A 23,787-nucleotide genomic window follows, 5' to 3' on the forward strand; every position below is an offset into this window, starting at 1 on the left:
TCAGCCTCCCGGTGAAAGGCCATCGGCCAAGGTGCTCCGGTAAGCGAGCAACGCCGGGACCAGCCCAGCCGCCGCACTGATCGCCAGCACGCCTGCCACCCACGCCAGCTCGCGGCCATCCGGCCAGACATGGGTGATCGACAGGCCGAAGGTGGCCAGTACCCAGCCGCGCCCGGCAATGCTGGCGACCACCAGCAGCGACAGGGCCAGCACGCAGGCCACCGCACTGGTCGCCACCGCCTCCACCACCAGCAGGCCAGCGATGTAACCCGGTCGCGCGCCGGTGGCACGCAGGATGGCCATCTCACGCCGCCGCTCCTGCAGGGTCGAGACCAGCAGCGCCACCAGCGAGACCATGCCCAGCAGCACCACCATTGCACTGATCAGCTGCAACGCCCGCTCGGCGGTGCCCAGTGACTGCCACAGCTGCTGCAGGGTCACGCCGGGCAGGATCGCCAGCATCGCCTCGTCCGGATACTCGTTGATCCTGCGCTGTACCGAGAACGTGGCGATGCGCGAATTCAGTCCGAGCATGAAGGCGGTGATGCTGGTCGGAGTCAGGTCCAGGTGGCGCGCCTGCTCGGCGCTGACGCGCTGGCTGCGCAGCTGCACGCCGGATCGCCAGTCGACATGGATCGCTTCGATCGCCGGCAGCGAAACCAGCAGCGACGAATCCACCGGCGTGCCGGTGCGCTGCAGGATGCCGGCAACACGGAATGGCTTGTCGGCATGCGTGGCCAGCGTGACCGCGCCGGTGCCGTGTGCCAGCACGATCTGGTCACCGAGGCCGACCTTCTGCGCGCGCGCCACCTCCGCGCCGATCACCACGTCATACAGATCATCGAAGGGCCGCCCCTGTGCAAAGGCCAGCGCGTGGCCGGAACCATAACGATAGTGTTCAAAGTAGCCGCCAGTGGTACCCACTACCCGGTAGCCGCGCCAGGAATCGCCCAGCGACAACGGCACCGACCACTTCACCTGCGGCAATGCGGACAGCTCCTGGTAGGACTGCCAGGACACGTTGTTGGTCGGGTCGCCGATATGGAACACCGAATACAGCAGCAGGTTCACCGGTCCCGAACGCGCACCGACGATCAGGTCGGTGCCCGACACCGTGCTGGCGAAGCCTTCGTGTGCCTGCGTGCGCACGCGCTCGACGCCCAGCAACAGCACCACGCTGAGGGTGATGACCAGCACGGTCAGGCCCACGCTCAACGCACGGCTGCGCAGGCTGGCCCAGGCAAGCTCAAGCATGGCCGGCACCTGCCTGGTTGATCTGAGACAGGGCAATCGTGCGGTCGAACAACGGCTGCAGGCTGTCGTCATGGCTGACCACCAGCACCGTGGTGCCGGCCGCCTGGCACTGCGCGGACATCAGCTTCAGGAACGCGGTTGCCGCTTCACGGTCAAGCGCCGAGGTGGGCTCATCGGCCAGCAGCAATGCCGGACGACCGATCAGGGCACGTGCTGCCGCCACGCGTTGTTGCTGGCCAACACTGAGCGTACCTGCGCGCCGCTGCATAAGCTCAGGGTTGAGCTGCAGGGCCTGCAGCAGGCGGGCGATCTCGGCATCCAACGGCCCACTGATGCGCGCGCTGCGCAGGCGCGAAAAGCGCAGGCCCAGCGCAATGTTGTCGCGCACGCTGAGGAACGGCAGCAGGTTGAACTGCTGGAAGATCACGCCCAGCTGGTCGGCGCGGAAGCGATCCCGCGCCGCGCCTCCCATGTCCTGCAGCGCCTGGCCGGCCACCTCGACACGGCCCTTGCCAGGCAGCAGCACGCCTGCCAGCAGGCCCAGCAGGGTGCTTTTGCCGCCACCGCTGATTCCCCGCAGCAATACGCTGCTGCCCTGCTCGACCCATAATCGCGGGATGTCCAGCACCCGCTGCATGCCGTAGCCGAACTGCACGTCTTCCAGCGAGATCACCGGTGCCGCGCTCACGGTGCCAGCACCACGCGCAGGCTGTCGGGCGTCAGCACGCTGCGATTCTGGCCGTTGGCGGTTGCGCTGTTGACGATGACTTCGTGCAGACCCGGGAACAGTACGGGCAGGCGCACGACGATGGCGCGCAGCGCGGCAGGTTTGGCACAGTGGTACTGCAGCGTTGCGCTGAAACCTGCGTGACGGTGCTGTCCCGGCGGCGGCGCGGCGGCCGTCGCGTCGAATCCCTCGGCCTTGGCATCGTTGCCTGAAAGGCGGCAGCCTGCGGCGGTGGGCAAGGTGACCCAGCTGCCGCCCTTCAGCACTGTCGTAGCCCGTGCCAGCGCGGCCTGCTCGGCTGCATTGGCCGGCGGTCGCTCGTAATCGAGGATGCCGATGCCGGGGGCCTGCAGGGCGAATTCCAGCGTCTGCTGGTCAAGCGCAACATCGACGGTCGCCTGGCCGTGCACGTGCGGTGCGTGCTGGCGGATGTCATGGGCCTGCGCGGCACTGGCAGCCAGCAGCAGGAAAAGAGCAGCAGAACGCTTCATGGGGGAGGCTCCAATTGTTACTATGTAACATTATGGACCACATCCCCACGACGCCCGCAAGGGCCCTGGCCCAGCCGCCAACTTCGGCACGCTGGCACCCCCGCTTCGATCTTGCCGGTGCTTGGCTGTCCATGGCCTGCGCCGCCCATTGCATCGCCCTGCCCCTGCTGCTGGCCTTCGTGCCGGCCGCGATGATGGCGCTGCGCTCGTTCCAGCATCCCGGCCATGGCGCGATGACATTGCTGTTGATGATGTCGCGCTGGGAATGGCTGTTCGCTCTGCTGGCCTCGTCGCTGGCCTTGGCGAGTACCTCGGCCGGGGTGCACCGGCACGGGCGCTGGCCGCCCCTGCGGCTGGCCTGCGCCGGCGCCATCCTGCTGCTGTCGGCCTCGCTGTATCTGCCGCTGAAGGAATCGCTGCTCTGGCATGGCGTGGCGACAGCCAGCGGTGGCGTGCTACTGGCGGCGGCGCACATCCGCAACCGGCGGGCGCTGCACAACCGCCGGTAGTGCCGGCCGCTGGCCGGCAGCCCCAAGGACCCGGCAGCCGGCCAGCGGCCGGCTCTACCCATCCATGCATGGGCCACGCAACAGGTGATACACAGTTGGTAGTACCGGCCGCTGGCCGGCAGCTGCTGTGATCCGGCAGGAGGGGAAAAGCCGGCCAGCGGCCGGCTCTACCGATCTCTATTCGTCAAACGGACGCTGGCCGAGCGTCTGCGTCACGTGGTCCACGAAACAGGTGATGCGGGCGGCCAGCGCGGTGTTGCGGTAGTACACCGCGTTGATCGGCTGCCGCACTTCCTGCGTCTGCCTGGCGAACAGCTGCACCAGGCGGCCATCACGCCGGTCCTGGCGGGTCAGGAAATCAGACAGGCAGGCGATGCCCAGCCCGGCTACCGCCATCTGCCGCAGTGTCTCGCCACTGGATGAAGCGATGGCCGGCTCGATCACGAAAGGCCCGCCATCGGCATCCTGCAGCGGCCATTCGTTCAACGAACTGGGCTGCGTGAAGCCCAGCAGGTCGTGCTCACGCAGCTGCTCCACGCGCGTGGGCGTTCCCTGGCGGCGCAGGTATTCGGGGCTGGCCACCACCCGGATGCGGCTGTGGCCGATCGGCCGCGCATGCAGGGTCGAGTCGCGCAGCACGCCAATGCGGAATGCTATGTCGGTGCGCTTCTCGATCAGGTCGGTGATGCCTTCATTGGAATTCAGCTCCAGCTCCACCTGCGGGTAGCGCTCACGGAACCCCTCAAGCAGCGGCACGATCACGTGCAGCATGAACGGCGTGGCGGCGTCCACGCGCAGGCGCCCGACCGGCTGCAGCCGCCGCGCGGCCATCTGTTCCTCGGCCTCGTCCACCGTGGCCAGGATCGTGCGCGCGTACTCCAGGAACGCCGCGCCTTCCTCGGTCAGTTCCAGCCGCCGCGTGGTCCGTCGCAGCAGCGTGGTCTGCAGCTTGTCCTCCAGCCGCGCCAGGGTGCGGCTGGTGGCAGAGATGGTCAGTTCCAGCGCCTCGGCCGCCGCCGTGATCGAACCGCTGTCGACCACGGCCACGAAGGCCTTCAGCTCATCCAGGGTGGTTTTCATTTTTTACCTCGGCGCAAAAGCGTTTCCCGTATACACGGCTTAATCAACAAATGTAAAGCGCCCACACTTCGCCCTGTCCCGAGCCCACCGGCTCTCAACGAAGTCCCTGGAGTCCATCATGAGCGTTCCTTCCTTTGGCGTCGGCACCTTCCGCCTGACCGGCCAGACCGTCATCGACTCGGTGCGCAACGCCCTCGACGTTGGCTACCGTGCGGTCGATACCGCGCAGATCTACGGCAACGAAGCCGAAGTCGGCCAGGCCATCGCCGAATTCGGCGTCCCGCGCGACCAGCTGTTCCTGACCACCAAGATCTGGGTGGACAACTACGCCGCCGACAAGCTGATCCCGAGCCTGCGCGACAGCCTGGCGAAGCTGCGCACCGACTACGTCGACCTGCTGCTGATCCACTGGCCGGCGCCGGGCAACGGCGTTGAACTGCGCGAGTACATGACCGCGCTGGCCGAAGCCAAGACGCTGGGCCTGACCCGCCAGATCGGTGTGTCCAACTTCAACATCGAGCTGACACGGCAGGCCATCGAGGTGGTCGGTGCCGGCGAGATCGCCACCAACCAGATCGAACTGAGCCCCTACCTGCAGAACCCGGCACTGACCGCCTTCCTGCAGGACCAGGGCATCACCGTGACCTCCTACATGACCCTGGCCTACGGCAAGGTGCTGAAGGATCCGGTGCTGGCCGCCATCGCCGACAAGCACCAGGCCACCGTGGCCCAGGTCGCGCTGGCGTGGGCACTGCAACTGGGTTACTCGGTCATCCCGTCCTCGACCAAGCGCGAGAATCTGGCCAGCAACCTGCTCGCCCAGGACCTGCACCTGGATGCCGATGACATGGCCGCGATCGCTGCACTTGACCGCAACGGCCGCGAAGTCGATCCGCCGGGCCTGGCCCCGGCCTGGGACTGAGGAGCCTGGCCATGGGCAGTGCGTTGGCGCGGCTGCAGGCCGGTGGTTTCAGCATCGGCATCGAAGCACCGCTGGACAATGACTGGACGCCGCTGGGCGAACAGGCACGACGCGCCGCACGACGCCTGCCCGGTGAACCGGACCTGCAGCGCCATGCGGAACTGGCACGGTTGGCCGACCGCCTCGGCTTCCGTGTGCTGTGGGTACGCGACGTGCCGGTGTACGACCCGGCCTTCGGCGATGCGGCGCAGGTGTTCGAGGTATTCAGTTACCTCGGCTACCTGGCCGGCATCACCAATGACATCCTGCTGGGCACCGGTGCGGTGGTGCTGCCGATCCGTGAGCCGTTGCTGACCCTGAAGTCGGCGCGCAGCGTGCAGCGGCTGAGCGGCGACCGCCTGTTGCTGGGCGTGGCCAGTGGCGACCGCCCGGTGGAGTACCCGCTGTTCGGTCGCGACTTCGACAGCCGTGGCAGCCGTTTCCGCGAGCAGATCGCATTGCTGCGCGAAGGCGCCGCCGCGCACCTGCCGCAGGGCCTGGACGTGCTGCCCGCCGATGGCCCGGCCCTGCCGTTGTTCGTGGCCGGCCTGGCCCAGCAGCAACCAGCATGGATCGGCCAGCACATGGACGGTTGTCTGGCCTACCCGGGCGCGCCGCAGGACCATGCGCAACGCGTGGCGGCGTGGCGCGCCGTGGCCGGCAACAAGCCGTATGCCAGCTTCATCCACCTGGACCTGGTGGCCGATGCCGATGCCCCCCTGCAGCGCTGGCGCTTCGGCCTGCGTGGCGGCCGCAACGCCCTGCTGGCCGAGCTGCACGCCCTGCAGGCGGCCGGTGTCGACCACATCGGCCTGCAGTTCCGCCGCAACGAACGGCCGTTGGCCGAAACCTTCCACGAAATCGCCGAGTACGTGCTGCCGCACTTCCCGGCCCATGCCGGCGCCACCGCGACGGCCTGACAGTTACCGGAGCTTTGCCATGAAGATGAAGACCCTGGCCGCGCTTGCGCTGGCCACCCTGCCGCTGTCCTTCCAGGCCACCGCCGAGGAGTGGTATCCCTCTGCCTACGGCGCCAACGACGAGATCGGCGCGGCCAACCTGCTCACCGCTGACGTGGTCAAGCACGCGGTCTCGCTGGTCAGGACCGGCAAGACCTATCCGCTGGCGGTGCCGGTGGACAAGAACCTGCCCGCGTTCCGCCACCGCAGCTTCCGCCTGTACAACGTGCAGGTCGGCCAGCAGGCTGGCAAGTCGCTGGGCCCCAACAAGTTCACCTTCAACGATGAACTGGTGAACGCCTGGACCGGCGTTGGCACCCAGCTCAACGGCATCGGCCATATCGGCATCGACAACGTCTACTACAACGGCAACAAGGCCGCTGACTTCGTCACCGTGGACGGTGTGCGCAAGCTCGGCGTCGAGAAGGTACCGCCGATGGTCACCCGCGGCGTCGTGCTGGACATACCGCGTACTACGGCAAGGCGATCGTGCCCGGCGGCACCGAGTTCACCGTGGCCGACATCCAGGCCGTGCTGAAGAAGCAGGGACTGAGCCTGCGCAAGGGCGACGTGGTGCTGTTCAACACCGGTTGGCTGGAACTGATCGGCAAGGACAACACACAGTTCCTGGAAGTGGAGCCGGGTATCGGCATGGAGGCCGCGAAGTGGCTGGCCGACCAGGGCATCGTCGCCTTCGGTGGCGACACCTGGGCCTCGGAGGTCTACCCGAACCCGAACGGTACCGAGGAGTTCCCGATCAACCAGTACATGCTGGCCAAGCGCGGCATCTACAACCTGGAGCTGATCGACAGCCGTGCGCTGGTGCGCGACAAGGCCTGGGAATTCCTGTTCGTGCTCGGCCAGCCGCTTTACGTCGGCTCGACCCAGGTCAACATCAACCCGGTGGCGATCCGATGAACACGGCCCCCGCCTTGCCGTTGTTCGCCGGCCGCCGCTTCCGCGTCAGCTATGACGGCCTGGCCGCCGACAATGTCTACAGCGCCGATGGCCGCCACGTGCAGTACGCCATCGTTTCCGGCGCCTATGCCGGTGCGCAGGGCGAAGCCGCCTGCGAGTGGCAGCAGATCGGCGAAGGGGTCTATGCCATTTCGTGGCAGGAAGCCGATGGCGCAACGGTCGTGCATGTCGACGACTTCGTCGGCGGGCGTTCGCTGGCCTGGTTCACCGCCACCGATGGCAGTTTCCATCGCATGCAGGGGCCGTTGGCAGCACTGTGATGCCGGCCAGCGGCCGGCACCACCGGTGCGTGGACGGAACATTACAGATCGGTAATGTTCGGGTCAGGGCGGCGAAAGGCGCCGCCCTCCACCCTGAGGGCCACGTCTTCCACAGGTGTCCCGCGCATGACCCGTTCCCTTCGCCGCTCCGCCTCCCTGGCGCTTCTCCTGTCCGGCCTCGCGGTTGCGCCGCTGGCCCTGGCCCATCCCAGCCTGGTGCGTTCGACGCCGGCCGCCGACGCCACCATTGCCCCGGCGACCGAGATCACGCTGCAGTTCAGTGAGAAGGTGATGCCGCGTGCCACCCGCATCGAACTGAGCATGGACCATGGCCGCATGAAGATGGCCATGCCCACCACCGCACAGGACATTTCCGAAGATGGCCACACGCTGCGCGCGCGTTTCGCCAAGCCGCTGCCCGCAGGCAGCTACGCACTGCAATGGCGCGCGGTCGGCCAGGACAGTCATCCGATGACCGGCAACTACCGCTTCACCGTGAAGTAAGGCCGCCGCCATGGCCGAGCTCTCGCCGTATGCGCTGCGGCTGGCGCTGTACCTGGTGCTGATGCTGCTGTTCCGGCGGCTGCTGTTCGTCCGCCCCGGACTGCCGCGCAGCATCTCGCTGACGCTCGCCGTGGTTGCGCTCATCCTGGTCGTCATCGATGCAGTAAACCGGTTGTCCGGCGTGCTTGGCATCCCGGCAGCCGACATCGACCCAGCAACGGCGCACTGGTTCCTCACCGGCACGCCGGTGGGTAAGGCCGGCCTGCTGCGCACCGTGGCAGTGCTGGCGATGCTGCCCCTGCTGGCATCCGTTACGCCGCTGCGGGGCCTGCGCCGCCTGGCGCTGCTCGCGTTGTCCGCCACCGCCCTGGCCAGCCTGTCCTGGAACGGGCATGCCGCCGCCGGTGATGGATTCGGCGGCACCTTGCGGCTGACGGCCGGCATCGTGCATCTGCTCGCCGCCGGCGCCTGGGTCGGCGCGATCGCCGCCATCCTGCAGCTGGCGCTGCGTCCACAGGGCCTGCGCCTGCGCGAACGTACCCGCGAACTGTGGCAGGCCGCGCACTGCTTCGCCGTGCCTGGCACGATCATCGTCGCCCTGTTGGCGATGACCGGCACCTATACCTATGTCGATCTCGGCGGTTCCATACAGACCCTGACCGGCGCCGCGCACGGACGCTGGCTGCTGCTCAAACTCGCCCTGGTCGGTGGCATGCTGGGCCTGGCCGCGCTGCATCGCTGGCGGCTGGTGCCGGCGCTGGCGGTCTCCATCCGTGGCGGCTGGCAACCCAGGCCGCTGCGCTCGCTCCGCCAAAGCCTGGCCTGCGAATCGCTGCTGGCGCTGCTGGTGCTGGCCTGCGTCGCGGTGCTTGGCACGCTGGACCCACTGGCATGATCAATCCGTTCCGGTACGGGCCCAAGCTGCGATGATGGGCGCATCATGAAACTGCTGATCGTCGAAGACGAACCCAAGACCGGCAACTACCTGCGCCAGGGGCTGATCGAGGCCGGCTACGTGGTCGATCTCGCCTGCAACGGCGTCGACGGGCTGCACCTGGCCGGCAGCGGCGAGTACCAGCTGGTCATCCTCGACGTGATGCTGCCCGGCCTGGATGGCTGGAACGTGCTGTCGCGGCTGCGCGAGGCCGGCTGGCAGGTGCCGGTACTGTTCCTGACCGCGCGCAGCAGCATCGCCGACCGCGTGCAGGGCCTTGAGCTGGGCGCCGACGACTACCTGGCCAAGCCATTCGCCTTCGCCGAGCTGCTGGCGCGGGTACGCACCCTGCTGCGTCGCGGCCAGGCGCAGCCGCAGGCCGAGCGCATCGTCATCGCCGACCTGGTGGTGGACACCCTGCGCCGCCGGGTTGAACGCGGCGGCCAGCGCATCACCCTCAGCCAGAAGGAATACACCCTGCTGGAGCTGCTGGCGCGCCGACGTGGCGAAGTGCTGCCGCGCTCGTTGATCGCTTCGCAGGTGTGGGACATGAATTTCGACAGCGACACCAACGTGATCGACGTGGCGATCCGCCGCCTGCGCGCGAAGATCGACGATGACTTCGATGCCAAGCTGATCGTCACCGTGCGCGGCATGGGCTATGTGCTGGAGGCGCCGGACGACGGTGCAGTGCACAGCGGATGAGCCTGCGCCGTTCCATCGCGGTGCGGCTGACGCTGCTGTTCGCCATCGTGGCCACGCTGGTGCTGGCCGCGTTGGGCGTGGCGATCTATGTCAGTGCCCGCCACGACCTGGTCGCCCAGGACTTCGTCGAACTGGAAAACAAGGTCGCGTTGATCCGTGACCTCGCCGATAACGGACCTGCGTCCACACGCGCGAAGCGCTTGGCAGAGGCGCTGGGCCATCATCCGGAAATCGCCTTCCACGTTGTTGATGGGCGTGGCGCGGTGCTGTTCTCGACCGCACCGGCGCTGCTGCGCGAGCATGCACGCGGCCAGCCGATCGACGCCGCGCCACGGCGGCACGACTGGATCCTCGCCGATGGCCGCTGCATGCATGCCCTGCACCTGCGCCAGACCCTGGCCGACGGCAGCCCGCTGGTCACCCTGCTGGCCATCGATGACGACCGCCATGCCGATTTCCTGCAGCGCTTTCGCCACCTGCTGGCGATCGCGATCATCGGCGCCGCGGTGGCCAGCAGCCTGCTCGGCGGTTATGTGGTGCGGCGTACGCTACGGCCGCTGCGCACGCTGGCCGATGAGGCCAGGCAGATCACCGCCGGTCGCCTGCAGCGCCGCCTGAGCGCGCGCAGTGCACCGGCCGAACTGGAGCAGTTGGCGGAGACCCTCAACGGCATGCTGGCACGCCTGCAGCAGGACTTCGCGCGGCTGACCGAGTTCTCCGGTGATCTCGCCCACGAGTTGCGCACCCCGATCACCAACATGCTGACCCAGGTGCAGGTGGTGCTGGCGCACCCGCGCAGCAACGAGGCCTACCGCGAGACGCTGGCGTCGTGTGCCGAAGAACTGCAGCAGCTGGCGCAGACCGTGGGCGACCTGCTGTACCTGGCGCAGGCCGAGGCGCCGGGCGCGCTTCCCTCACGCGAGCCGGTGGCGCTGGATGGGGTGGTGGATTCGCTGCTCGAGTTCTACGACCTGCTGGCCGAGGACCGGAAGTTGACCCTGCGCCGCGACGGTGTGGCGAGCGTGGAAGGCAACCGCCTGATGCTGCACCGTGCGATCGCCAACCTGCTGTCCAACGCGTTGAAGCACGCAGCCGTGGGCAGCGAAGTACGGGTGCGGCTGCTCGAGGCTGATGGCGTGTGCAGGGTCAGCGTGCACAACCTTGGCACGCCGATTGCCGCCGAAGCGCTGCCGCGCCTGTTCGATCGCTTCTACCGCGGCGAGCGCGGCCGCCACGAAGGTGCCGGACTGGGGCTGGCGATCACCCGCGCGATTGCACAGGCCCATGGCGGTAGTGTGAGTGTTGTGTCGGATGACACCGGCACCGTGTTCGAGCTGGTGCTGCCGGGCGCTGCCGCCCGGTAGTGCCGGCCGCTGGCCGGCACCCCTGGTACATCAAGCGCATTGCAGTTGCCGGCCAGCGGCCGGCACTACCCAGCGCGCGCGCCCCTGGTCGGTAGTGCCGGCCGCTGGCCGGCAACCCCGGTCTGCTCGAACACCCCGGCCACCCAGTCGATGAACACCCGCAAGCGTGGCGACGGCGTGCGGTTGCGCGGGTAGACCAGGCTCAACGGGCTTGGCGTCGGCGGCGTCTCGGGCAACAGCTCAACCAGCTGCCCGCGCGCGATATACGGGTCCATCCGGTAGCGCGGCGCCTGGATGATGCCCAGGCCCGCCAACGCGGCCCCAAGGAATGCATCCGCGCCGGAAACACGCACCCGCGCCTGCAGCGGCACGTAGCGCAGCTGTCCCGCCTGTTGGAACTCCAGGGGGATCAGCTGGCCAGTGGCGGTGGATCGGTAGCCGACCATCTGATGGCCTTGCTCCAGCGATTCAATGGTATCGGGCAGGCCGTGCGCCTGCACATAACCCGGAGCGGCCACCGTGACCTCGCGCAGCATCGTCAACCGGCGCGCCGCCAGATCGCTGTCGGCCAGCGTCCCCACCCGCAACGCCGCATCCACGCCTTCGCGCAGCAGGTCGACATAGCGGTCGCCTTCACTGACGTCCAGCTCGATCTCCGGGTAGCGCTGCAGGAACTCCGGCAGGTGCGGAAACAGCAGGTGCCGGCCCAGCGTGCCATGCACTTCAATGCGCAACGGGCCACGTGGCGGGGCATCACGGAACGCTGCCTCGGCATCGTCCATGTCGGCGATCAGGCGCAGGCAACGGCCATAGAAGGCCTCGCCTTCCGGCGTCGGCACCACCAGCCGGGTGGTCCGGTGCAGCAGGCGCACGCCCAGCCGCTGTTCCAGCGCCTTGATCGCGTCGGTCACCGTGGCCCGCGGCAGGCCCAGGTCCTCGGAGGCCCGGGTGAAGCTGCGGCGCTCGACGATACGGACGAAGGCGCGCATGGCCGTGAAACGATCCATTGTTCGGCTGTCCGGATGATGTTGACGGATTATGCAGGATTATTCGAAAGGACAATCTCGCGAAGATGGCCCTGTGCCACTTCGGCGCGCCCCAGTGGAAGCCACCATGACCCTCTCCCCCGCCCGCTCTGTCGCCCTGGTCACCGGCGGCTCCCGTGGCATCGGCGCCGCCATCTCCCGCCGCCTGGCCGCTGAAGGCCACGCGGTCGCGATCAACTATGCGGGCCGCCGCGACGACGCCGAAGCCTTGGCGGCCGAACTCAGCGCGGCCGGCGCGCAGGCCATCGCGCTGCAGGCCGATGTCGCCGATCCGCAGGCGGTGCGGCAGCTGTTCGATGCCATCGAGGCGCGCTTCGGCGGTATAGACGTAGTGGTGAACAGTGCCGGCGTGTTGCAGCTGGCACCATTGGCCGATACCGACGACGCCCTGTTCGAGAGGGTGATCGGGATCAACCTGAAAGGCGCCTTCAACGTGCTGCGCGAGAGCGCGCGACGGGTGCGCGACGGTGGCCGCCTGATCACCCTGTCCACCAGCGTGGTTGGCATCAAGCTGGAGAACTACAGCGTGTATGCCGCCAGCAAGGCGGCGGTGGAGACGATGGGCGCGATCCTCAGCAAGGAGCTGCGCGGGCGCAACATCACCGTGAATGCAGTGGCGCCCGGCCCGACCGCCACCGACCTGTTCCTGGACGGCAAGTCGCCGGAACTGATCGAGCGGCTGGCGAAGATGAACCCCTTGGAGCGGCTGGGTACGCCGGAGGACATCGCCGGTGCGGTTGCCTTCCTGGCCGGTGCCGATGGCGGATGGATCAACGGCCAGGTGCTGCGCGCCAATGGCGGGATGGTGTAGTTCGCGGCCATCGCACACCGGTAGTCGCCCACCTTGGTGGGCGCTTCGCCGTCTGCCAACCAAGGTTGGCCTCTACCGGGCGGAGAGCCGGATATCGCCGTCAGCCCGTGCGGGCCTCGCGGCGGTGATGCACCCAGTAGTACAGCGTGGGCAGTACCAGCAGGGTCAGCAGCATCGCCGACAGCAGGCCACCGATCACCACCACCGCCAGCGGCTTCTGGGTCTCGGCGCCAATGGCATGCGAGGTCGCCATCGGCAGCAGGCCGAACATCGCCAGCAGTGCGGTCATCAGCACCGTGCGCAGGCGCTGCAGCGAGCCCTGCACCACCGACTGCAGCAGGTCCATGCCCTGCTCGCGCAGCTGGGCGAAGCGGCTGAGCATCACCACCCCGTTCAAGACCGCCTGCCCGAACAACGCGATGAAGCCGATCGCCGCCGACACCGACAGTGGAATCCCAGTCAACCACAGGGCGAGAATGCCGCCGATCATCGCAAGTGGCACGTTGGCCAGGATCAGCGCGGCGCTGCTGATGTCCTTGAAGGCATCGAACAGCAACACGAAGATGATCAGCACCGACAGCGGGATCACCCAGCCCAGCCGTTTCATCGCACGTTGCTGGTTCTCGAACTCCCCGGACCATTCCAGCCGGTAGCCTTCCGGCAACTGCACGCTGGCGTCCACGCGCTTGCGCATGTCGGCCACCACGCTGCCCATGTCGCGGCCGGCGATGAAGATGCTCACCGCCTTGACCCGCTGTGCGTTCTCGCGCGAGATGTTGATCGCGCCGCTGGCCATGCGGAAGTCGGCCACGTCGGACAGTGTCACCGTGTGCCCATCGCCGATGCCGACCGGCACCGTGCGCAGCCGCTGCAGGTCGCGGTCGGCGTCGTCCAGGCGCAACGTGATCGGGAACCTGCGGTCACCTTCCCACAGTTCGCCGACCTGGCGCCCGCCCAGTGCGGTCTCGATCACCTCGTCGATGTCGCGCACGTTCAAGCCATAGCGCGCAGCACGGTCGCGGTCGATTTCGATCTGCAGCTGCGGCAGTGAGCCGTCACGGTCGATGAAGGCGCTCTCTACGCCCTCCACGCTACGCACCTGGCCCAGGATCGCCTGCGCCTGCTGGTTGAGTACATCCAGATCCGAGCCGCTGACCTTGATCACCACCTGGCCCTTGATCTGCGAGATGCTCTCCAGGATGTTGTCGCGCACCGGCTGCGAGATCGAGAACTCCGGCCCTGGAATACGCTGCTCCAGCGTGCGCTGCAGGTCGCTGACCAGCTGCCGCTTGTCCACGCCCTTCGGCCATTCCTTCTCCGGCTTCAACGCCACCAGCGCCTCGATCTGGTTCGCGCCCTTGGCATCGGAGCCGTCTTCCGGGCGCCCCAGTTTGGCCACCACCGTCGATACCTGCGGGAAGGTGCCGACCAGCTCACGGATGCGCCGCGACTGCTGCTGCGCCTCGGCCAGGCTGGTGCTGGGGTCAAGCGTGGCGGTCAGCCAGATCGAGCCCTCGTCCAGCTCGGGCAGGAACTCCGAACCCAGCCGCGTGCCCAGCGCGAGCGTGCCGACCAGCAGCGCAACCGCGGTAAGTACCACCGCACGCGGGCGAGCCAGAGCGCGCTCCAGGATCGGCCGGTACCAGCCGGTCAGGCGGTCCATCAGCGGATTGCCGTCGCGCATGCGGTCGCGCCGCAACCACCAGTAGCAGAACAGTGGCACCACGGTCAGCGCCAGGATCAACGCACCGATCAGGGCCGAGGTCACCGAGTACGCCATCGGCGCGAACATGCGGCCTTCCTGGCGCTGCAGGGTGAAGATCGGGATGTGTGCGGCGATGATGATCAACATCGAGAAAAACGTCGGCCGCCCCACTTCCGATGCGGCTGAAAGAATGGTCGAGAACCGTGTCTTCCGGTCGGCCGCAGGGGGCAGCTTCGACAATCGCGAAACGATGTGCTCGGTGACGATCACCGCGCCGTCGATGATGATGCCGAAGTCCATCGCACCCAACGACAGCAGGTTGGCCGGCACGCCCCACAGGTGCAGGCCGAGGAAGGTCGACAGCAGCGCAAGCGGCATCATCGCCGCCACGATCAGTGCGGCGCGGGCGTTGTACAGGAACAGCCACAGCACCAGGAACACCAGCACCGCGCCTTCCAGCAGGTTGCTGAAGACGGTTTTCAGCGTGGTCGAGACCAGCCACGAGCGGTCGTAGAACGGCTCGATGCTGACCCCGTGCGGCAGCTGATTGGCCTCGATCTCGGCGATACGCGCATGCAGGGCGTCGAGCACGTCGGACGGATTCTCGCCCTTGCGCATCAGCACCATGCCGAACACCGCATCGTCATTGCCGTCCTGGCCGACCAGGCCCTGCCGGGGCAGGCCGGCGTCGGCGATGCCGGCCAGGTCGCGCACCAGGATCGGCGTGCCCCCGCGCTGCTCCACGACCACATTGCCGATGTCGGCGGGCGAGCGCATCAGACCGACGCCGCGGATCAGGAACTGCTGCTGCCCGCGTTCCACGTAGCCGCCGCCGGCATTGGAGCTGCCCTTTTCCAGCGCCTCGGCGAACTCACCCAGGCTGATGCCGCGGTCACGCAGCTTGTCCAGGTCCGGCTTGACCTGGAACGTGCGCGCGAAGCCGCCGAAGCTGATCACATCGGCCACGCCCGGCACGGTGCGCAGGCTGCGCTCCATCGTCCATTCCTGCACGGTGCGCAGCTGGGTCGGCGTCATGTGCGGGCCTTTCAGCACATAGCGGTAGATCTCACCCACCGCCGAACTCATCGCCTCCAGTTCCGGTGTCACCCCTTCCGGCAGCTCCACCCCCTGCAGGCGCTCCAGCACCTGCTGGCGCGCGAAGTAGTCATCGGCCTTGTCGTCGAAGGTCAGGATGATCATCGACAGGCCGAACTGCGTATGCGAGAACACCCGCACCGAATGCGGAATGCCGGACAGCGCCACTTCCAGCGGCATCGTCACCTCGCGCTCCACCTCTTCGGCCGCGCGCCCGGGGTGCAGCGATACCACTGTCACCTGGGTATCGGACACATCCGGAAAGGCCTCCACCGGCAGCACGCGGAACGCGGCAATGCCAGCGCCGATGAACAACAGCAGCGCCAGCATCACCATCAAGGGCTGGCGCAGGCAATAGGCAATGAGGCGATCGATCATGGCGCGGCGTGCCCCGTGCCGGTGCTGGCGGCGGCTGGCGCGCTGTCGACCAGCTGCTGCAACAGCAGGCCGCCCTCGACCACCACCCTGCTGCCAACCGCCAGACCGTCACGCACCCACAGCCGGCCATCGCCCAGTTCCTCGGCATGCACGGCATGGCGCACGTAGCGTCCCTTGTCCTCCTCCACGAACACCACCTGCTTGCCGTCGATCAGCAGCACGGCCGCATCGGGCAGCGAGACACCGCCCTCGGCCGGCAACGCCACCTGGGCGCGCACGTACTGCCCCGCCTTGAAGCTGCGTGCGCGGTTGTCCAGCTCGGCGCGCGCCTGCACCACGCGCCGTTCGCTGTCGACGAAGTCATCCACGTGCTGCAGGGTCGCCTGCAGCAGTTGGCCATCGGCACCAGGTACGCTCACCTGCATGCCCGCCTTCATGCGTCCGGCCAGGCTCTCGGGAACATCCAGCAGCAACCACAGGCGGTCCGGATCGCCAATCACCGCCAATGGCTGTTCGCTGTCCGGGCTGACCGACATGCCCGGGCTCATCCGCCGCTCCACCAGCACGCCATCAATGGGCGCGCGCAGCGGCAGGCGCTGGTCGACGCGCTGGCCGTTGCCATATGCCTTGGCGAAGGCGGTTGCACGCGCATGATCGGCCTGGCTGCCGGCGAAGTTGGCCTCGGCCTCGTCCAGTTCGCGGCCCGACGCCACACCCGCCGCATGCAGCTCGCGGGTGCGCTCCAGCTCCTTGCGCGCCTGCTGCAGCTCGGCGCGGCCACGCACGCCCTCCGCCTGGGCCTGGCCGAACTCGGGCGAGGTGATCCAGGCAATCACTTGGCCGGCCTTCACTTTCTGGCCCGGCTGCGCCTCGATGCGCGCCACCTGCCCCGGCAACGGCGTGCGCAGTGCACTGGAACGGGTCTCGTCCCAGACCACCCGGCCCGGCAGCTGCAGGCTGGCGCTGGCGCCGGCGGTCACCGCCTCGCTGCGCAGCACGTCCAGCTGGCGGCTGCCGGCAGGAAACTGGATCTGGCCGGCACTGATCTGCGGCGCATCCTCGGTGTAGGACGCCGGCTCACGGCCGCAGCCGCCCAGCAGGGCCAGCGCCAGCAAGGCCGGCAGCACGGCGTGTCGCGCCCGCGGGCGATGGGCGACGGGGGACTTCATCGGGACTCTCCTTCAGCAACGGATGTGGCCGCTTCCCAGCGCGCCAGGGCAATGGCATGGTCGGCGCGCGCATCGATCAGCGCGGCCTCGAAGTCGCGCCAACTGCGGCGCGCATCCAGCAGATCGGTCAGGCTGGCGGCGCCGCGCCGGTACGCCAGTTCGATGCCCTGCACCGCCTTGCGTGCGGCGTCGGACTGCAGTCCCTCATAGTCGCTGCGGCGCTGTGCGGCGGACTGCGCGCTGGCCTGCAGCTGGTCCAGCTCGGCGCGTGCTTCGCGCTGCAGTACCTGCAGCTCCAGCGCGGCGCTGTCACGGTCGGCCTCGGCACGCTGGATCGCGCCGCGTGCACGTGACGGGCCGCCGAGCGGAATGGTCAATGACACACCCCAGGTGACACCGCTGATGTCGGTCGGCTCGCGCTCGGCCTCCACACCCAGCTGGATGTCGCGCTGGCGCTCGCTGCGCGCCAGCGCCACACCGGCGTCGGCCGCGGCCAGGCGCGAACGTGCCGCGCGCAGATCGGCACGCTGCTGCGGGTCGAACGCACCCGTATCCACCCTGCCCGCGGGGTCTGGCCACGGATCATCGGCGCTGAGATCATGGCTGTCGTCGCGGCCGAGCAGCAGCCCCAGCGCATGCCGTGCATCGCGCAGATCCAGGGCCGCCTCGCGCGCCGCGTCGGCTACGGCGAGATCGTCCACCGCTAGCCGCGCGCGATCCACCGGTGCCATCGCCCCTGTCGCGACCTGCTTGTCCGCCGCCGCCATCTGCTCGGCCGAACTCTGCCGGTTGGCATCAGCAATCCGCGCCCGCTCCTGGGCGCCCTTCAGGCCGAAATAGGTTTCATGCAGCGCCACCTGCTGGCGACGCCGCGCATCCAGCATCTCCAGCCCGGCCACTTCCAGCAGCGCGTCGGCCTGGCGGATGCGCAGTGCGCGCTTGCCGCCGCGCTCCCAGGTCCAGCCCAGGCCCACGGTGCTGTCCACCCGCTTGTCCTGCCAGCGTCCGGGGCCAATGCCGTGCTTGGGGCTGATCTTGCTGGTGCCGATCGACAGCTCGGTGGCCGGGCGCATTGCCGCCGTCTGCGCATCGCCCTGCACACCGCGCAGCTCCAGTGCCGCTGCGCGCAGGTCAGGGTTGTGTGCTTCCATTGCGCGCTGCGCTTCCTGCAGGGACAGCGCCGAAGCCGCAGGCGCGCACAGAAGCGTGGCCAGTACGGCCGCAAGACGAGAGGAGAAATTCATGCACGTCACGGTAAGGTGATGCACTTGCGCCAAACTTGCCCCAACCTTGCACGAAGCTTGCAATGCGAATCCTGCTGATCGAAGACGACGCCGCTCTGGCCGATGGACTGATCCGCGCCCTGCAGGGTGCCGGTCATCTGTGCGACCACCTCTCGCGTGGACTGCACGCGCCGGCGGCATTGGCCAGCGCACCGTATGACGTGATGGTGCTGGACCTTTCATTGCCCGACGTCGATGGCCTGGACCTGCTCTCGCGCCTGCGCAACGACGGCGCCACCCTGCCGGTGCTGATCCTGACCGCACGCGATGGTGTGGAGGACCGCATCCTCGGCCTCGACCGCGGTGGCGACGATTACCTGGCCAAGCCGTTCGCACTCGGTGAGCTGGAAGCCCGCCTGCGTGCACTGTCGCGCCGCCGCAGCGATGCACCGGCGCAGAAGCGATTGGGCCGGTTGTGCTTCGACAGCATCCGCAATGAAGTGCAGGTTGAAGGCCAGCGCATCGAGTTGACCGCGCGCGAGCTGTCGCTGGTCGAGGCACTGATGCAGCATCCCGGTCGCACCGTCACCAAGCAGCGCTTGTTCGATGCGCTGTACAGCTGGGACCACGAGGCCAACCTGTCGGTGATCGAGGTGCATGTCAGCCGCCTGCGCCGCAAACTGGAACAGGCGCGCGCCGGCGTCGGCATCCGCATGCTGCGTGGGCTTGGATACCGGCTGGAGGCCGCGGGTGACTGAGCGCGTGCACAGCCTGCGTGGCCTGCTGCTCAGGCGCCTTTGGCTGCCGCTGCTGGTACTGCTGCTGTGCAGCGCAGTGGGTTCATTTGCGCTGGCCCGGTTCTATGCCGGCCAGGTCTACGACCGCTGGCTGCTGGATTCGGCGATGTCGTTGTCCGAACTGGTGACGGTGCAGGATGGTCGCGCTTCGATCGAGATCACCCCGGCGGTCTCGCGCATGTTCAGCTGGGACACCGCCGACGAAGTGCATGGCGAGGTAGTCGATGCCGAGGGTGGGCGTCTGTATGGCGACCTGCCCGAAGCCCTGCCCCGCCCGGCGACGTCCGCCAACAGTGACGACGCGGTCTACTATGATGCGCAGCTGCGTGGTCAGGCCGTGCGCATGGTCGAGGTGGTGGTCAGCGCCGGACCGGGCCATGACATCCGGCTGCGCGTGGCTGAGACGCTTCGCAAACGCCACCGGCTGGAGCGCAAGCTGCTGCTGACCAGCGTTCCCTTCCAGGCCGCGATCCTGGCACTGGCGGCGTGGCTGGCCTGGTCCGGTACAGGCGCTGCCGCTCGCCATGCCAACCTGGTTGCGCGGAAGCTGGCCAGCCCGCGGCCGGATCCGTTGGCACCGTTGGACCCCGCGCAGGAGGCACCGCGCGAACTGTGGCCGGCGGTAGAGGCCTACAACGCGCTGCTGCAGCGTCTGGACTCGATGCAGGATGCGCAGCGGCGCTTTGTCAGCAATGCCGCGCACCAGCTGCGCACGCCCTTGGCGGCGATGCAGGTGGAACTGGAGAGTTCATTGCGCCAGCACGACCCGCAGGCCCAGCAGCTGGCGCTGTCCGGCACGCTGGCCGGGCTGGCCCGCTTGCAGCATCTGGTCAACCAGCTGCTGATGCTCAGCCGCTCGGAAGATCCGCATGGCAGTGCACTGCCACTGCAACCGGTGGACCTGGCTGCGTTGGCACGCGGGGTGGTGGAGCGCTACGCCGACCGTGCGTTGGCGGCGGGCGTTGACCTGGGCTACGAGGGGCCAGACGACGGCGTGCAGGTACAGGGCGATCCGCAGCTGCTGCGCGAAGCATTGGGCAACCTGCTGGACAACGCGCTGCGCTACGGTGCCGTGCCCGGTGTGATCACCCTCGGCGTTCGGCAGGAGGCCGAAGGCGTGCAGGCATGGGTTGACGATGACGGCGCCGGCATTGCCGAAGCCGAACGCACGCGCGTCACGGAACGCTTCTACCGGGCCAGCAGCGAAGGCGATGGCTGCGGGCTGGGTCTGGCGATCGTGGCCGAGATCGCGCAGCGGCATGGTGCGACCCTGATGATTGATACCGCCCCGATCGGTGGCGCGCGGGTGGGGTTGCGGTTCCGTTTCCGCTGACGTGTCACGTGCCAACCAAGGTTGGCACTACCAGGCGCGGGGCAATGACGGCGGCAATGCGGCGCCGCCCCGCATCACCGGCTCATCGAGTACGGTGCCTGCGCGCCCTGCCCCGGCCAGTCCTTGTTCGGCTCCGCCTGCATGCTGAAGCGCAGCTCGCCACCGGCCAGGATCTCGTCGTGGCGCAGGAAGGTGCGCTGCAGCGGCTTGCCGTTGAGGCTCACGCTGCCCACATAGGTGTGCCTGTCATCCAGGCCATCGGCCACGATGGTGAACGTCTTGCCGTTGGGCAGGCGCATCGCGGTCTTCGGCAGGAACGGGCGGCCGAGGATGTACTCGCCCGAGCCCGGTGCCACCGGGTAGAAGCCCAGCGCGGTGAACACATACCACGCCGACATCTGGCCGACGTCATCGTTGCCGGCCAGGCCATCCGGACGGTCGGCGTACTGGGTGTCCATGATCTGCTTCAGGCGCGCCTGGGTGCGCCACGGCTGGCCAGCGTACGAGTACAGGTAGGCCACATGGTGGCTGGGTTCGTTGCCATGTGCATACCAGCCGATCAGCCCGGTGATGTCTTCCATGTGCTCGAAGATGGACGGATCCACCTTGGCGTTGAACACCTCGTCCAGGCGCGCGAGCAGCTTGTCGCTGCCACCGTGCGCTGCTGCCAGGCCGGCGACGTCCTGCGGCACGTACCACGAATACTGCCAGGCGTTGCCCTCGGTGTAGTCGGTGCCGTAGCCGCTGGCGCTGGGGTCGAACGGGGTGCGGAAACTGCCGTCGCGCTTGCGTGCGCGCATGAAGCCGGTGTCCTTGTCGAACGCATTGCGCCAGTTGGCCCCGCGCTTGTCGAAGGTCGCCGCGATATCGCCCTTGCCCATCGCCTGCGCCATGCGTGCGATGGTCCAGTCATCGAAGGCGTATTCCAGCGTCTTGCTGGCCGCTTCACCTTCCTCGTCGATCGGTACGTAGCCCAGCTCGCGGTACTGTGCGATACCGTCATAGGGGCCGTAATTGGCGGTCTCGACCATCGCCTTCAATGCCTTGTCGGCGTCGAAGCCACGAATGCCCTTCACGTAGGCGTCGGCGATCACCGGCACGGCGTGGTAGCCGATCATGCACCAGTCTTCCAGGCCATGGAACGACCACACCGGCAGCATGCCGTAGGGGCTGTGCTCATGGTGGGCCAGCATCGAATTGACGAAGTCGCTGTTGCGCTTCTCCGGCTGCACCAGGGTCAGCAACGGGTGCAACGCACGGTAGGTATCCCACAGCGAGAAAGTCGAATAATTCGTGAAACCATCGGCCTTGTGCACGGCATTGTCCGAACCGCGATACTGGCCATCGGCATCCATGAACAGCGTCGGCCCCAACAGTGTGTGGTACAGCGCGGTATAGGCGCTGCGGCGAGCGTGCTCGGGTGCATCGATGTCGAGCACCGACAGCGCCTGCGTCCATTCCTGTTTCGCCTGCGCACGCACGCGGTCGAAATCGAAGTCGGCCACTTCCGCGTCGAGGTTGGCAATGGCGCCGGCCTCGCTGACCGGCGAGATGGCAACCTTGACCACCAGCGGTGCGTCCAGCTTGCCGAATGCGAAGGTACCGACCAGCTGACGGCCCTCGATCTGTGCGCGCTGGGACGGATCCTTCTCGCCCGGCGGCGGGAAGCCCTTGTAGACGATGTCCTGCTCGGTGTTGTGCAGCTCATGCCCGGCCAGCGGGCGCGAGAAGCGCATCGCGAAATACAGCTGGCGGCCCGGCGCCCAGCCGCGCGTCTCGCGGAAGCCGGTCACCGTGCCGTCGGCACGCACCCGCACCCGCGACCACAGCACTTTGCCCGGGTAGTCGTACATGCTGGTGCGCATGTCCAGCAGCACCTTGGCGTCGATGCCCTTGGGGAACGCATAGCGATGCACGCCCACGCGGGTACTGGTGGTCAGCTCGGCACGCACCTTGTAATCGTCCAACGTGACCGCGTAGTAGCCCGGCTCCGCTTTCTCGTCATCATGGCGGAAGCGGGAGGCATAGCCGCTGCGCGGCTTCTCGGGATCGCCACGCTCCAGGCCGGGACTGCCGGTGAACGGCATCAGCAGGATGTCGCCCAGATCGGAATGGCCAGTGCCGGAAAAATGGGTGTGCGAGAAGCCGACGATGCTGCTGTCGTCGTAGCGGTAGCCGGCCGCCCAACCGTAGGCCTTCTCGCGCGGCTGGATACGGGTATCCGGGCTGAGCTGGACCATGCCGAACGGTACCGTCGCACCCGGATAGGTGTGACCTTCCCCACCGGTGCCGATGAAAGGGTCCACCGATGCATAGGCCTTGTCGGCGGCGGTTCTGGCAGGCGCGGCCGAAGCCAGGCCGGAAGCGAGCATCGCCGTGGCGGCGACAGCGATCAGGAGACGACGGTCCAGCGTGGGCATCGGCATTTGGATCGATTCAGGTGATAGCCGGATGCTAGCACCGGGCCTGTCACGCCGCATGCTGCAGTGCGACTGCCCCGCGTGCTGCGCCCGGTTCACTCCTCAATCGGGAAGCGCGCCCTGCAATGACATGAGGTCCGCGCTGTCCAGCGGCCTCACTACCCGCGCGACGTCGTCTCCATCGTGCAGCAGCACCACCGTCGGCCACAGCTTCACTTTGAACGCTCGGCCCAGGGGCCTGCCCTTGCCATCCTCGATCTTCCAGTGCGGCAGATCGTTCGCTTCGACAAAGGCCTGCAACGCGGGCTGCGCGGCCTGGCAGTGGCCACACCAGGGCGCGCCAAACTCGAGAAGCAGCCAGCCGACCTGCGCCTCCACATCCAAGCGGTCGGGCTCCGCCGACAGGTGATCGCGCATGAATGGCATCCGCGCTACGCCGCCAGCGCCTTCTGGATATCCGCCAACGGCGCGTTGGTCAGGTCCTTGGCGATGTCGCCCAGCAGGCGGGCCTGGGTTTCCTTGTGCAGCAGCGGACGGATGCGTCCCAGCGTGGTCGGATCAGCGATCAACACCAGGTGTGCATAGCGGTTCTTCAACGCATCCTCGTTGAGCTGTTCCGCCACCTGCTTGGCGAACGTCGCCTCGTTGAGCTGGGATACCGACATGTCCTTCGGCACTGCACCCGCAGGCCCCTGCCCGGATACACCCTGCTCGCTGATGTCCTGCAGGCGCAGTTCGCCTTCCTGCTTCAAGGCCAGCTGGTGATCGCTGCCGACATTGGTGAATACACGGGCCGAACCGCCATCGGCGACAACCACAAGCGTACCTTCGGGAATGCGACGGGTCATGCGATGCTCCTTCTCTGTTGCGTTCGCCCACAACGTAGAGGGCGGCATGTGAGCAGCACGACCAGATTCCGTTCAATGCACGTCATCATTGCTTTGCAGATGAACAGGCATGATGGAACACAGCGTGCAGACAACTGCGCTTCGCTGCACGCTCACGCGCGTGCCGTTATGATGGACCGATGATCGACACGACCCACTACGTGACGGGCGCACCTGTTACGTGGAAAGCACTGCCG

At 67.6% G+C, this 23,787-nt stretch carries 24 protein-coding genes; 13 read left to right on the top strand and 11 right to left on the bottom strand.

Going from position 1 to position 23,787, the window contains the following annotated elements; all coding sequences use genetic code 11:
• The 3 genes from Q9Q79_RS11190 to Q9Q79_RS11200 are packed head-to-tail and all read right to left on the bottom strand — an operon-like array spanning position 1 to position 2,472.
• A complete protein-coding gene (locus tag Q9Q79_RS11190; protein WP_201861985.1) occupies positions 1-1,254 on the bottom strand; it encodes an FtsX-like permease family protein in 1,254 nt (417 codons plus the stop codon).
• Positions 1,247-1,942, bottom strand: a complete 696-nt coding sequence (locus tag Q9Q79_RS11195) for an ATP-binding cassette domain-containing protein (protein WP_012480404.1) — start codon at positions 1,940-1,942, stop codon at positions 1,247-1,249. Before Q9Q79_RS11195 ends, Q9Q79_RS11190 begins: the two co-directional genes overlap by 8 nt.
• Positions 1,939-2,472, bottom strand: coding sequence for a DUF2796 domain-containing protein (locus tag Q9Q79_RS11200; RefSeq protein ID WP_201861981.1), 534 nt, complete (start codon positions 2,470-2,472; stop codon positions 1,939-1,941). The genes Q9Q79_RS11195 and Q9Q79_RS11200 overlap by 4 nt, the downstream gene beginning before the upstream one ends.
• Positions 2,473-2,504: 32 nt before the next feature.
• Here Q9Q79_RS11200 and Q9Q79_RS11205 point away from each other — a divergent pair, with 32 nt between their 5' ends.
• Positions 2,505-2,981 (top strand): MerC domain-containing protein, encoded by a 477-nt coding sequence (locus tag Q9Q79_RS11205; RefSeq protein ID WP_201861980.1) that lies wholly within the window; start codon positions 2,505-2,507, stop codon positions 2,979-2,981.
• 177 nt (positions 2,982-3,158) lie between these two features.
• On the opposite strand, the gene Q9Q79_RS11210 is transcribed toward Q9Q79_RS11205, so the two are convergent.
• Entirely contained in the window at positions 3,159-4,061 is a 903-nt protein-coding gene (locus tag Q9Q79_RS11210; protein ID WP_201863966.1) for a LysR family transcriptional regulator, read from the bottom strand.
• 118 nt (positions 4,062-4,179) lie between these two features.
• On the opposite strand from Q9Q79_RS11210, the gene dkgB reads away from it, so the two are divergent.
• From dkgB to Q9Q79_RS11255, 9 genes are all read left to right on the top strand, one after another.
• Positions 4,180-4,983: a 2,5-didehydrogluconate reductase DkgB gene (dkgB, locus tag Q9Q79_RS11215; RefSeq protein WP_201862576.1), complete on the top strand. Its 804-nt coding sequence runs from the start codon at positions 4,180-4,182 to the stop codon at positions 4,981-4,983.
• An 11-nt stretch (positions 4,984-4,994) separates the two neighbouring features.
• The gene (locus Q9Q79_RS11220; protein ID WP_201863964.1) at positions 4,995-5,942 is read left to right on the top strand and encodes a TIGR03571 family LLM class oxidoreductase; all 948 of its coding nucleotides are present in this window, start codon (positions 4,995-4,997) and stop codon (positions 5,940-5,942) included.
• 19 nt (positions 5,943-5,961) lie between these two features.
• A complete protein-coding gene (locus Q9Q79_RS11225) occupies positions 5,962-6,519 on the top strand; it encodes a hypothetical protein (protein WP_236672519.1) in 558 nt (185 codons plus the stop codon).
• The gene (locus tag Q9Q79_RS11230; RefSeq protein WP_242875250.1) at positions 6,495-6,899 is read left to right on the top strand and encodes a cyclase family protein; all 405 of its coding nucleotides are present in this window, start codon (positions 6,495-6,497) and stop codon (positions 6,897-6,899) included. Before Q9Q79_RS11225 ends, Q9Q79_RS11230 begins: the two co-directional genes overlap by 25 nt.
• A complete protein-coding gene (locus Q9Q79_RS11235; RefSeq protein ID WP_005409840.1) occupies positions 6,896-7,219 on the top strand; it encodes a hypothetical protein in 324 nt (107 codons plus the stop codon). Before Q9Q79_RS11230 ends, Q9Q79_RS11235 begins: the two co-directional genes overlap by 4 nt.
• Before the next feature lie 126 nt (positions 7,220-7,345).
• Positions 7,346-7,723, top strand: coding sequence for a copper homeostasis periplasmic binding protein CopC (gene copC / locus Q9Q79_RS11240; RefSeq protein WP_005409841.1), 378 nt, complete (start codon positions 7,346-7,348; stop codon positions 7,721-7,723).
• A 10-nt stretch (positions 7,724-7,733) separates the two neighbouring features.
• Complete coding sequence (gene copD, locus Q9Q79_RS11245; protein WP_201863962.1) at positions 7,734-8,618, top strand: copper homeostasis membrane protein CopD; 885 nt, start codon at positions 7,734-7,736, stop codon at positions 8,616-8,618.
• 45 nt (positions 8,619-8,663) lie between these two features.
• Positions 8,664-9,362, top strand: coding sequence for a heavy metal response regulator transcription factor (locus Q9Q79_RS11250; protein WP_012480412.1), 699 nt, complete (start codon positions 8,664-8,666; stop codon positions 9,360-9,362).
• Positions 9,359-10,726 (top strand): heavy metal sensor histidine kinase, encoded by a 1,368-nt coding sequence (locus tag Q9Q79_RS11255; protein ID WP_012480413.1) that lies wholly within the window; start codon positions 9,359-9,361, stop codon positions 10,724-10,726. The genes Q9Q79_RS11250 and Q9Q79_RS11255 overlap by 4 nt, the downstream gene beginning before the upstream one ends.
• A 65-nt stretch (positions 10,727-10,791) precedes the next feature.
• On the opposite strand, the gene Q9Q79_RS11260 is transcribed toward Q9Q79_RS11255, so the two are convergent.
• Entirely contained in the window at positions 10,792-11,733 is a 942-nt protein-coding gene (locus tag Q9Q79_RS11260; RefSeq protein WP_012480414.1) for a LysR family transcriptional regulator, read from the bottom strand.
• 106 nt (positions 11,734-11,839) lie between these two features.
• On the opposite strand from Q9Q79_RS11260, the gene Q9Q79_RS11265 reads away from it, so the two are divergent.
• Complete coding sequence (locus Q9Q79_RS11265; protein ID WP_062607191.1) at positions 11,840-12,583, top strand: SDR family oxidoreductase; 744 nt, start codon at positions 11,840-11,842, stop codon at positions 12,581-12,583.
• 100 nt (positions 12,584-12,683) lie between these two features.
• On the opposite strand, the gene Q9Q79_RS11270 is transcribed toward Q9Q79_RS11265, so the two are convergent.
• The 3 genes from Q9Q79_RS11270 to Q9Q79_RS11280 are packed head-to-tail and all read right to left on the bottom strand — an operon-like array spanning position 12,684 to position 18,174.
• Positions 12,684-15,761, bottom strand: a complete 3,078-nt coding sequence (locus Q9Q79_RS11270; protein WP_099527437.1) for a CusA/CzcA family heavy metal efflux RND transporter — start codon at positions 15,759-15,761, stop codon at positions 12,684-12,686.
• On the bottom strand, positions 15,758-16,930 hold the full coding sequence (locus tag Q9Q79_RS11275) for an efflux RND transporter periplasmic adaptor subunit (RefSeq protein WP_076740057.1): 1,173 nt from the start codon (positions 16,928-16,930) through the stop codon (positions 15,758-15,760). Before Q9Q79_RS11275 ends, Q9Q79_RS11270 begins: the two co-directional genes overlap by 4 nt.
• Positions 16,927-18,174 (bottom strand): TolC family protein, encoded by a 1,248-nt coding sequence (locus Q9Q79_RS11280; RefSeq protein WP_076740058.1) that lies wholly within the window; start codon positions 18,172-18,174, stop codon positions 16,927-16,929. The genes Q9Q79_RS11275 and Q9Q79_RS11280 overlap by 4 nt, the downstream gene beginning before the upstream one ends.
• A 62-nt stretch (positions 18,175-18,236) precedes the next feature.
• Here Q9Q79_RS11280 and Q9Q79_RS11285 point away from each other — a divergent pair, with 62 nt between their 5' ends.
• The gene (locus Q9Q79_RS11285) at positions 18,237-18,911 is read left to right on the top strand and encodes a response regulator (protein ID WP_005409850.1); all 675 of its coding nucleotides are present in this window, start codon (positions 18,237-18,239) and stop codon (positions 18,909-18,911) included.
• Positions 18,904-20,283, top strand: coding sequence for a sensor histidine kinase (locus tag Q9Q79_RS11290; protein ID WP_201863961.1), 1,380 nt, complete (start codon positions 18,904-18,906; stop codon positions 20,281-20,283). Before Q9Q79_RS11285 ends, Q9Q79_RS11290 begins: the two co-directional genes overlap by 8 nt.
• Before the next feature lie 74 nt (positions 20,284-20,357).
• Here Q9Q79_RS11290 and Q9Q79_RS11295 read toward each other — a convergent pair whose 3' ends face one another.
• From Q9Q79_RS11295 to Q9Q79_RS11305, 3 genes are all read right to left on the bottom strand, one after another.
• Entirely contained in the window at positions 20,358-22,709 is a 2,352-nt protein-coding gene (locus tag Q9Q79_RS11295; RefSeq protein ID WP_099527435.1) for a GH92 family glycosyl hydrolase, read from the bottom strand.
• A 96-nt stretch (positions 22,710-22,805) separates the two neighbouring features.
• Entirely contained in the window at positions 22,806-23,129 is a 324-nt protein-coding gene (locus Q9Q79_RS11300; RefSeq protein ID WP_201863959.1) for a thioredoxin family protein, read from the bottom strand.
• 5 nt (positions 23,130-23,134) lie between these two features.
• Positions 23,135-23,551: a host attachment family protein gene (locus tag Q9Q79_RS11305; protein ID WP_005409854.1), complete on the bottom strand. Its 417-nt coding sequence runs from the start codon at positions 23,549-23,551 to the stop codon at positions 23,135-23,137.
• Positions 23,552-23,787: the final 236 nt, after the last annotated feature.

Source organism: Stenotrophomonas sp. a6 (assembly GCF_030913325.1).
In the GTDB taxonomy this organism is placed as follows: Bacteria; Pseudomonadota; Gammaproteobacteria; order Xanthomonadales; family Xanthomonadaceae; genus Stenotrophomonas; species Stenotrophomonas maltophilia.

Bases quoted from the DNA above. Each gene is read 5' to 3' on its own strand.
- Q9Q79_RS11190 (WP_201861985.1), bottom strand. From the start codon at position 1,254: ATGCTTGAGCTTGCCTGGGCCAGCCTGCGCAGCCGTGCGTTGAGCGTG.
- Q9Q79_RS11200 (WP_201861981.1), bottom strand. From the start codon at position 2,472: ATGAAGCGTTCTGCTGCTCTTTTCCTGCTGCTGGCTGCCAGTGCCGCG.
- Q9Q79_RS11205 (WP_201861980.1), top strand. From the start codon at position 2,505: ATGGACCACATCCCCACGACGCCCGCAAGGGCCCTGGCCCAGCCGCCA.
- Q9Q79_RS11210 (WP_201863966.1), bottom strand. From the start codon at position 4,061: ATGAAAACCACCCTGGATGAGCTGAAGGCCTTCGTGGCCGTGGTCGAC.
- dkgB (WP_201862576.1), top strand. From the start codon at position 4,180: ATGAGCGTTCCTTCCTTTGGCGTCGGCACCTTCCGCCTGACCGGCCAG.
- Q9Q79_RS11220 (WP_201863964.1), top strand. From the start codon at position 4,995: ATGGGCAGTGCGTTGGCGCGGCTGCAGGCCGGTGGTTTCAGCATCGGC.
- Q9Q79_RS11225 (WP_236672519.1), top strand. From the start codon at position 5,962: ATGAAGATGAAGACCCTGGCCGCGCTTGCGCTGGCCACCCTGCCGCTG.
- Q9Q79_RS11235 (WP_005409840.1), top strand. From the start codon at position 6,896: ATGAACACGGCCCCCGCCTTGCCGTTGTTCGCCGGCCGCCGCTTCCGC.
- copC (WP_005409841.1), top strand. From the start codon at position 7,346: ATGACCCGTTCCCTTCGCCGCTCCGCCTCCCTGGCGCTTCTCCTGTCC.
- copD (WP_201863962.1), top strand. From the start codon at position 7,734: ATGGCCGAGCTCTCGCCGTATGCGCTGCGGCTGGCGCTGTACCTGGTG.
- Q9Q79_RS11250 (WP_012480412.1), top strand. From the start codon at position 8,664: ATGAAACTGCTGATCGTCGAAGACGAACCCAAGACCGGCAACTACCTG.
- Q9Q79_RS11255 (WP_012480413.1), top strand. From the start codon at position 9,359: ATGAGCCTGCGCCGTTCCATCGCGGTGCGGCTGACGCTGCTGTTCGCC.
- Q9Q79_RS11260 (WP_012480414.1), bottom strand. From the start codon at position 11,733: ATGGATCGTTTCACGGCCATGCGCGCCTTCGTCCGTATCGTCGAGCGC.
- Q9Q79_RS11265 (WP_062607191.1), top strand. From the start codon at position 11,840: ATGACCCTCTCCCCCGCCCGCTCTGTCGCCCTGGTCACCGGCGGCTCC.
- Q9Q79_RS11270 (WP_099527437.1), bottom strand. From the start codon at position 15,761: ATGATCGATCGCCTCATTGCCTATTGCCTGCGCCAGCCCTTGATGGTG.
- Q9Q79_RS11275 (WP_076740057.1), bottom strand. From the start codon at position 16,930: ATGAAGTCCCCCGTCGCCCATCGCCCGCGGGCGCGACACGCCGTGCTG.
- Q9Q79_RS11280 (WP_076740058.1), bottom strand. From the start codon at position 18,174: ATGAATTTCTCCTCTCGTCTTGCGGCCGTACTGGCCACGCTTCTGTGC.
- Q9Q79_RS11285 (WP_005409850.1), top strand. From the start codon at position 18,237: ATGCGAATCCTGCTGATCGAAGACGACGCCGCTCTGGCCGATGGACTG.
- Q9Q79_RS11295 (WP_099527435.1), bottom strand. From the start codon at position 22,709: ATGCCGATGCCCACGCTGGACCGTCGTCTCCTGATCGCTGTCGCCGCC.
- Q9Q79_RS11300 (WP_201863959.1), bottom strand. From the start codon at position 23,129: ATGCCATTCATGCGCGATCACCTGTCGGCGGAGCCCGACCGCTTGGAT.
- Q9Q79_RS11305 (WP_005409854.1), bottom strand. From the start codon at position 23,551: ATGACCCGTCGCATTCCCGAAGGTACGCTTGTGGTTGTCGCCGATGGC.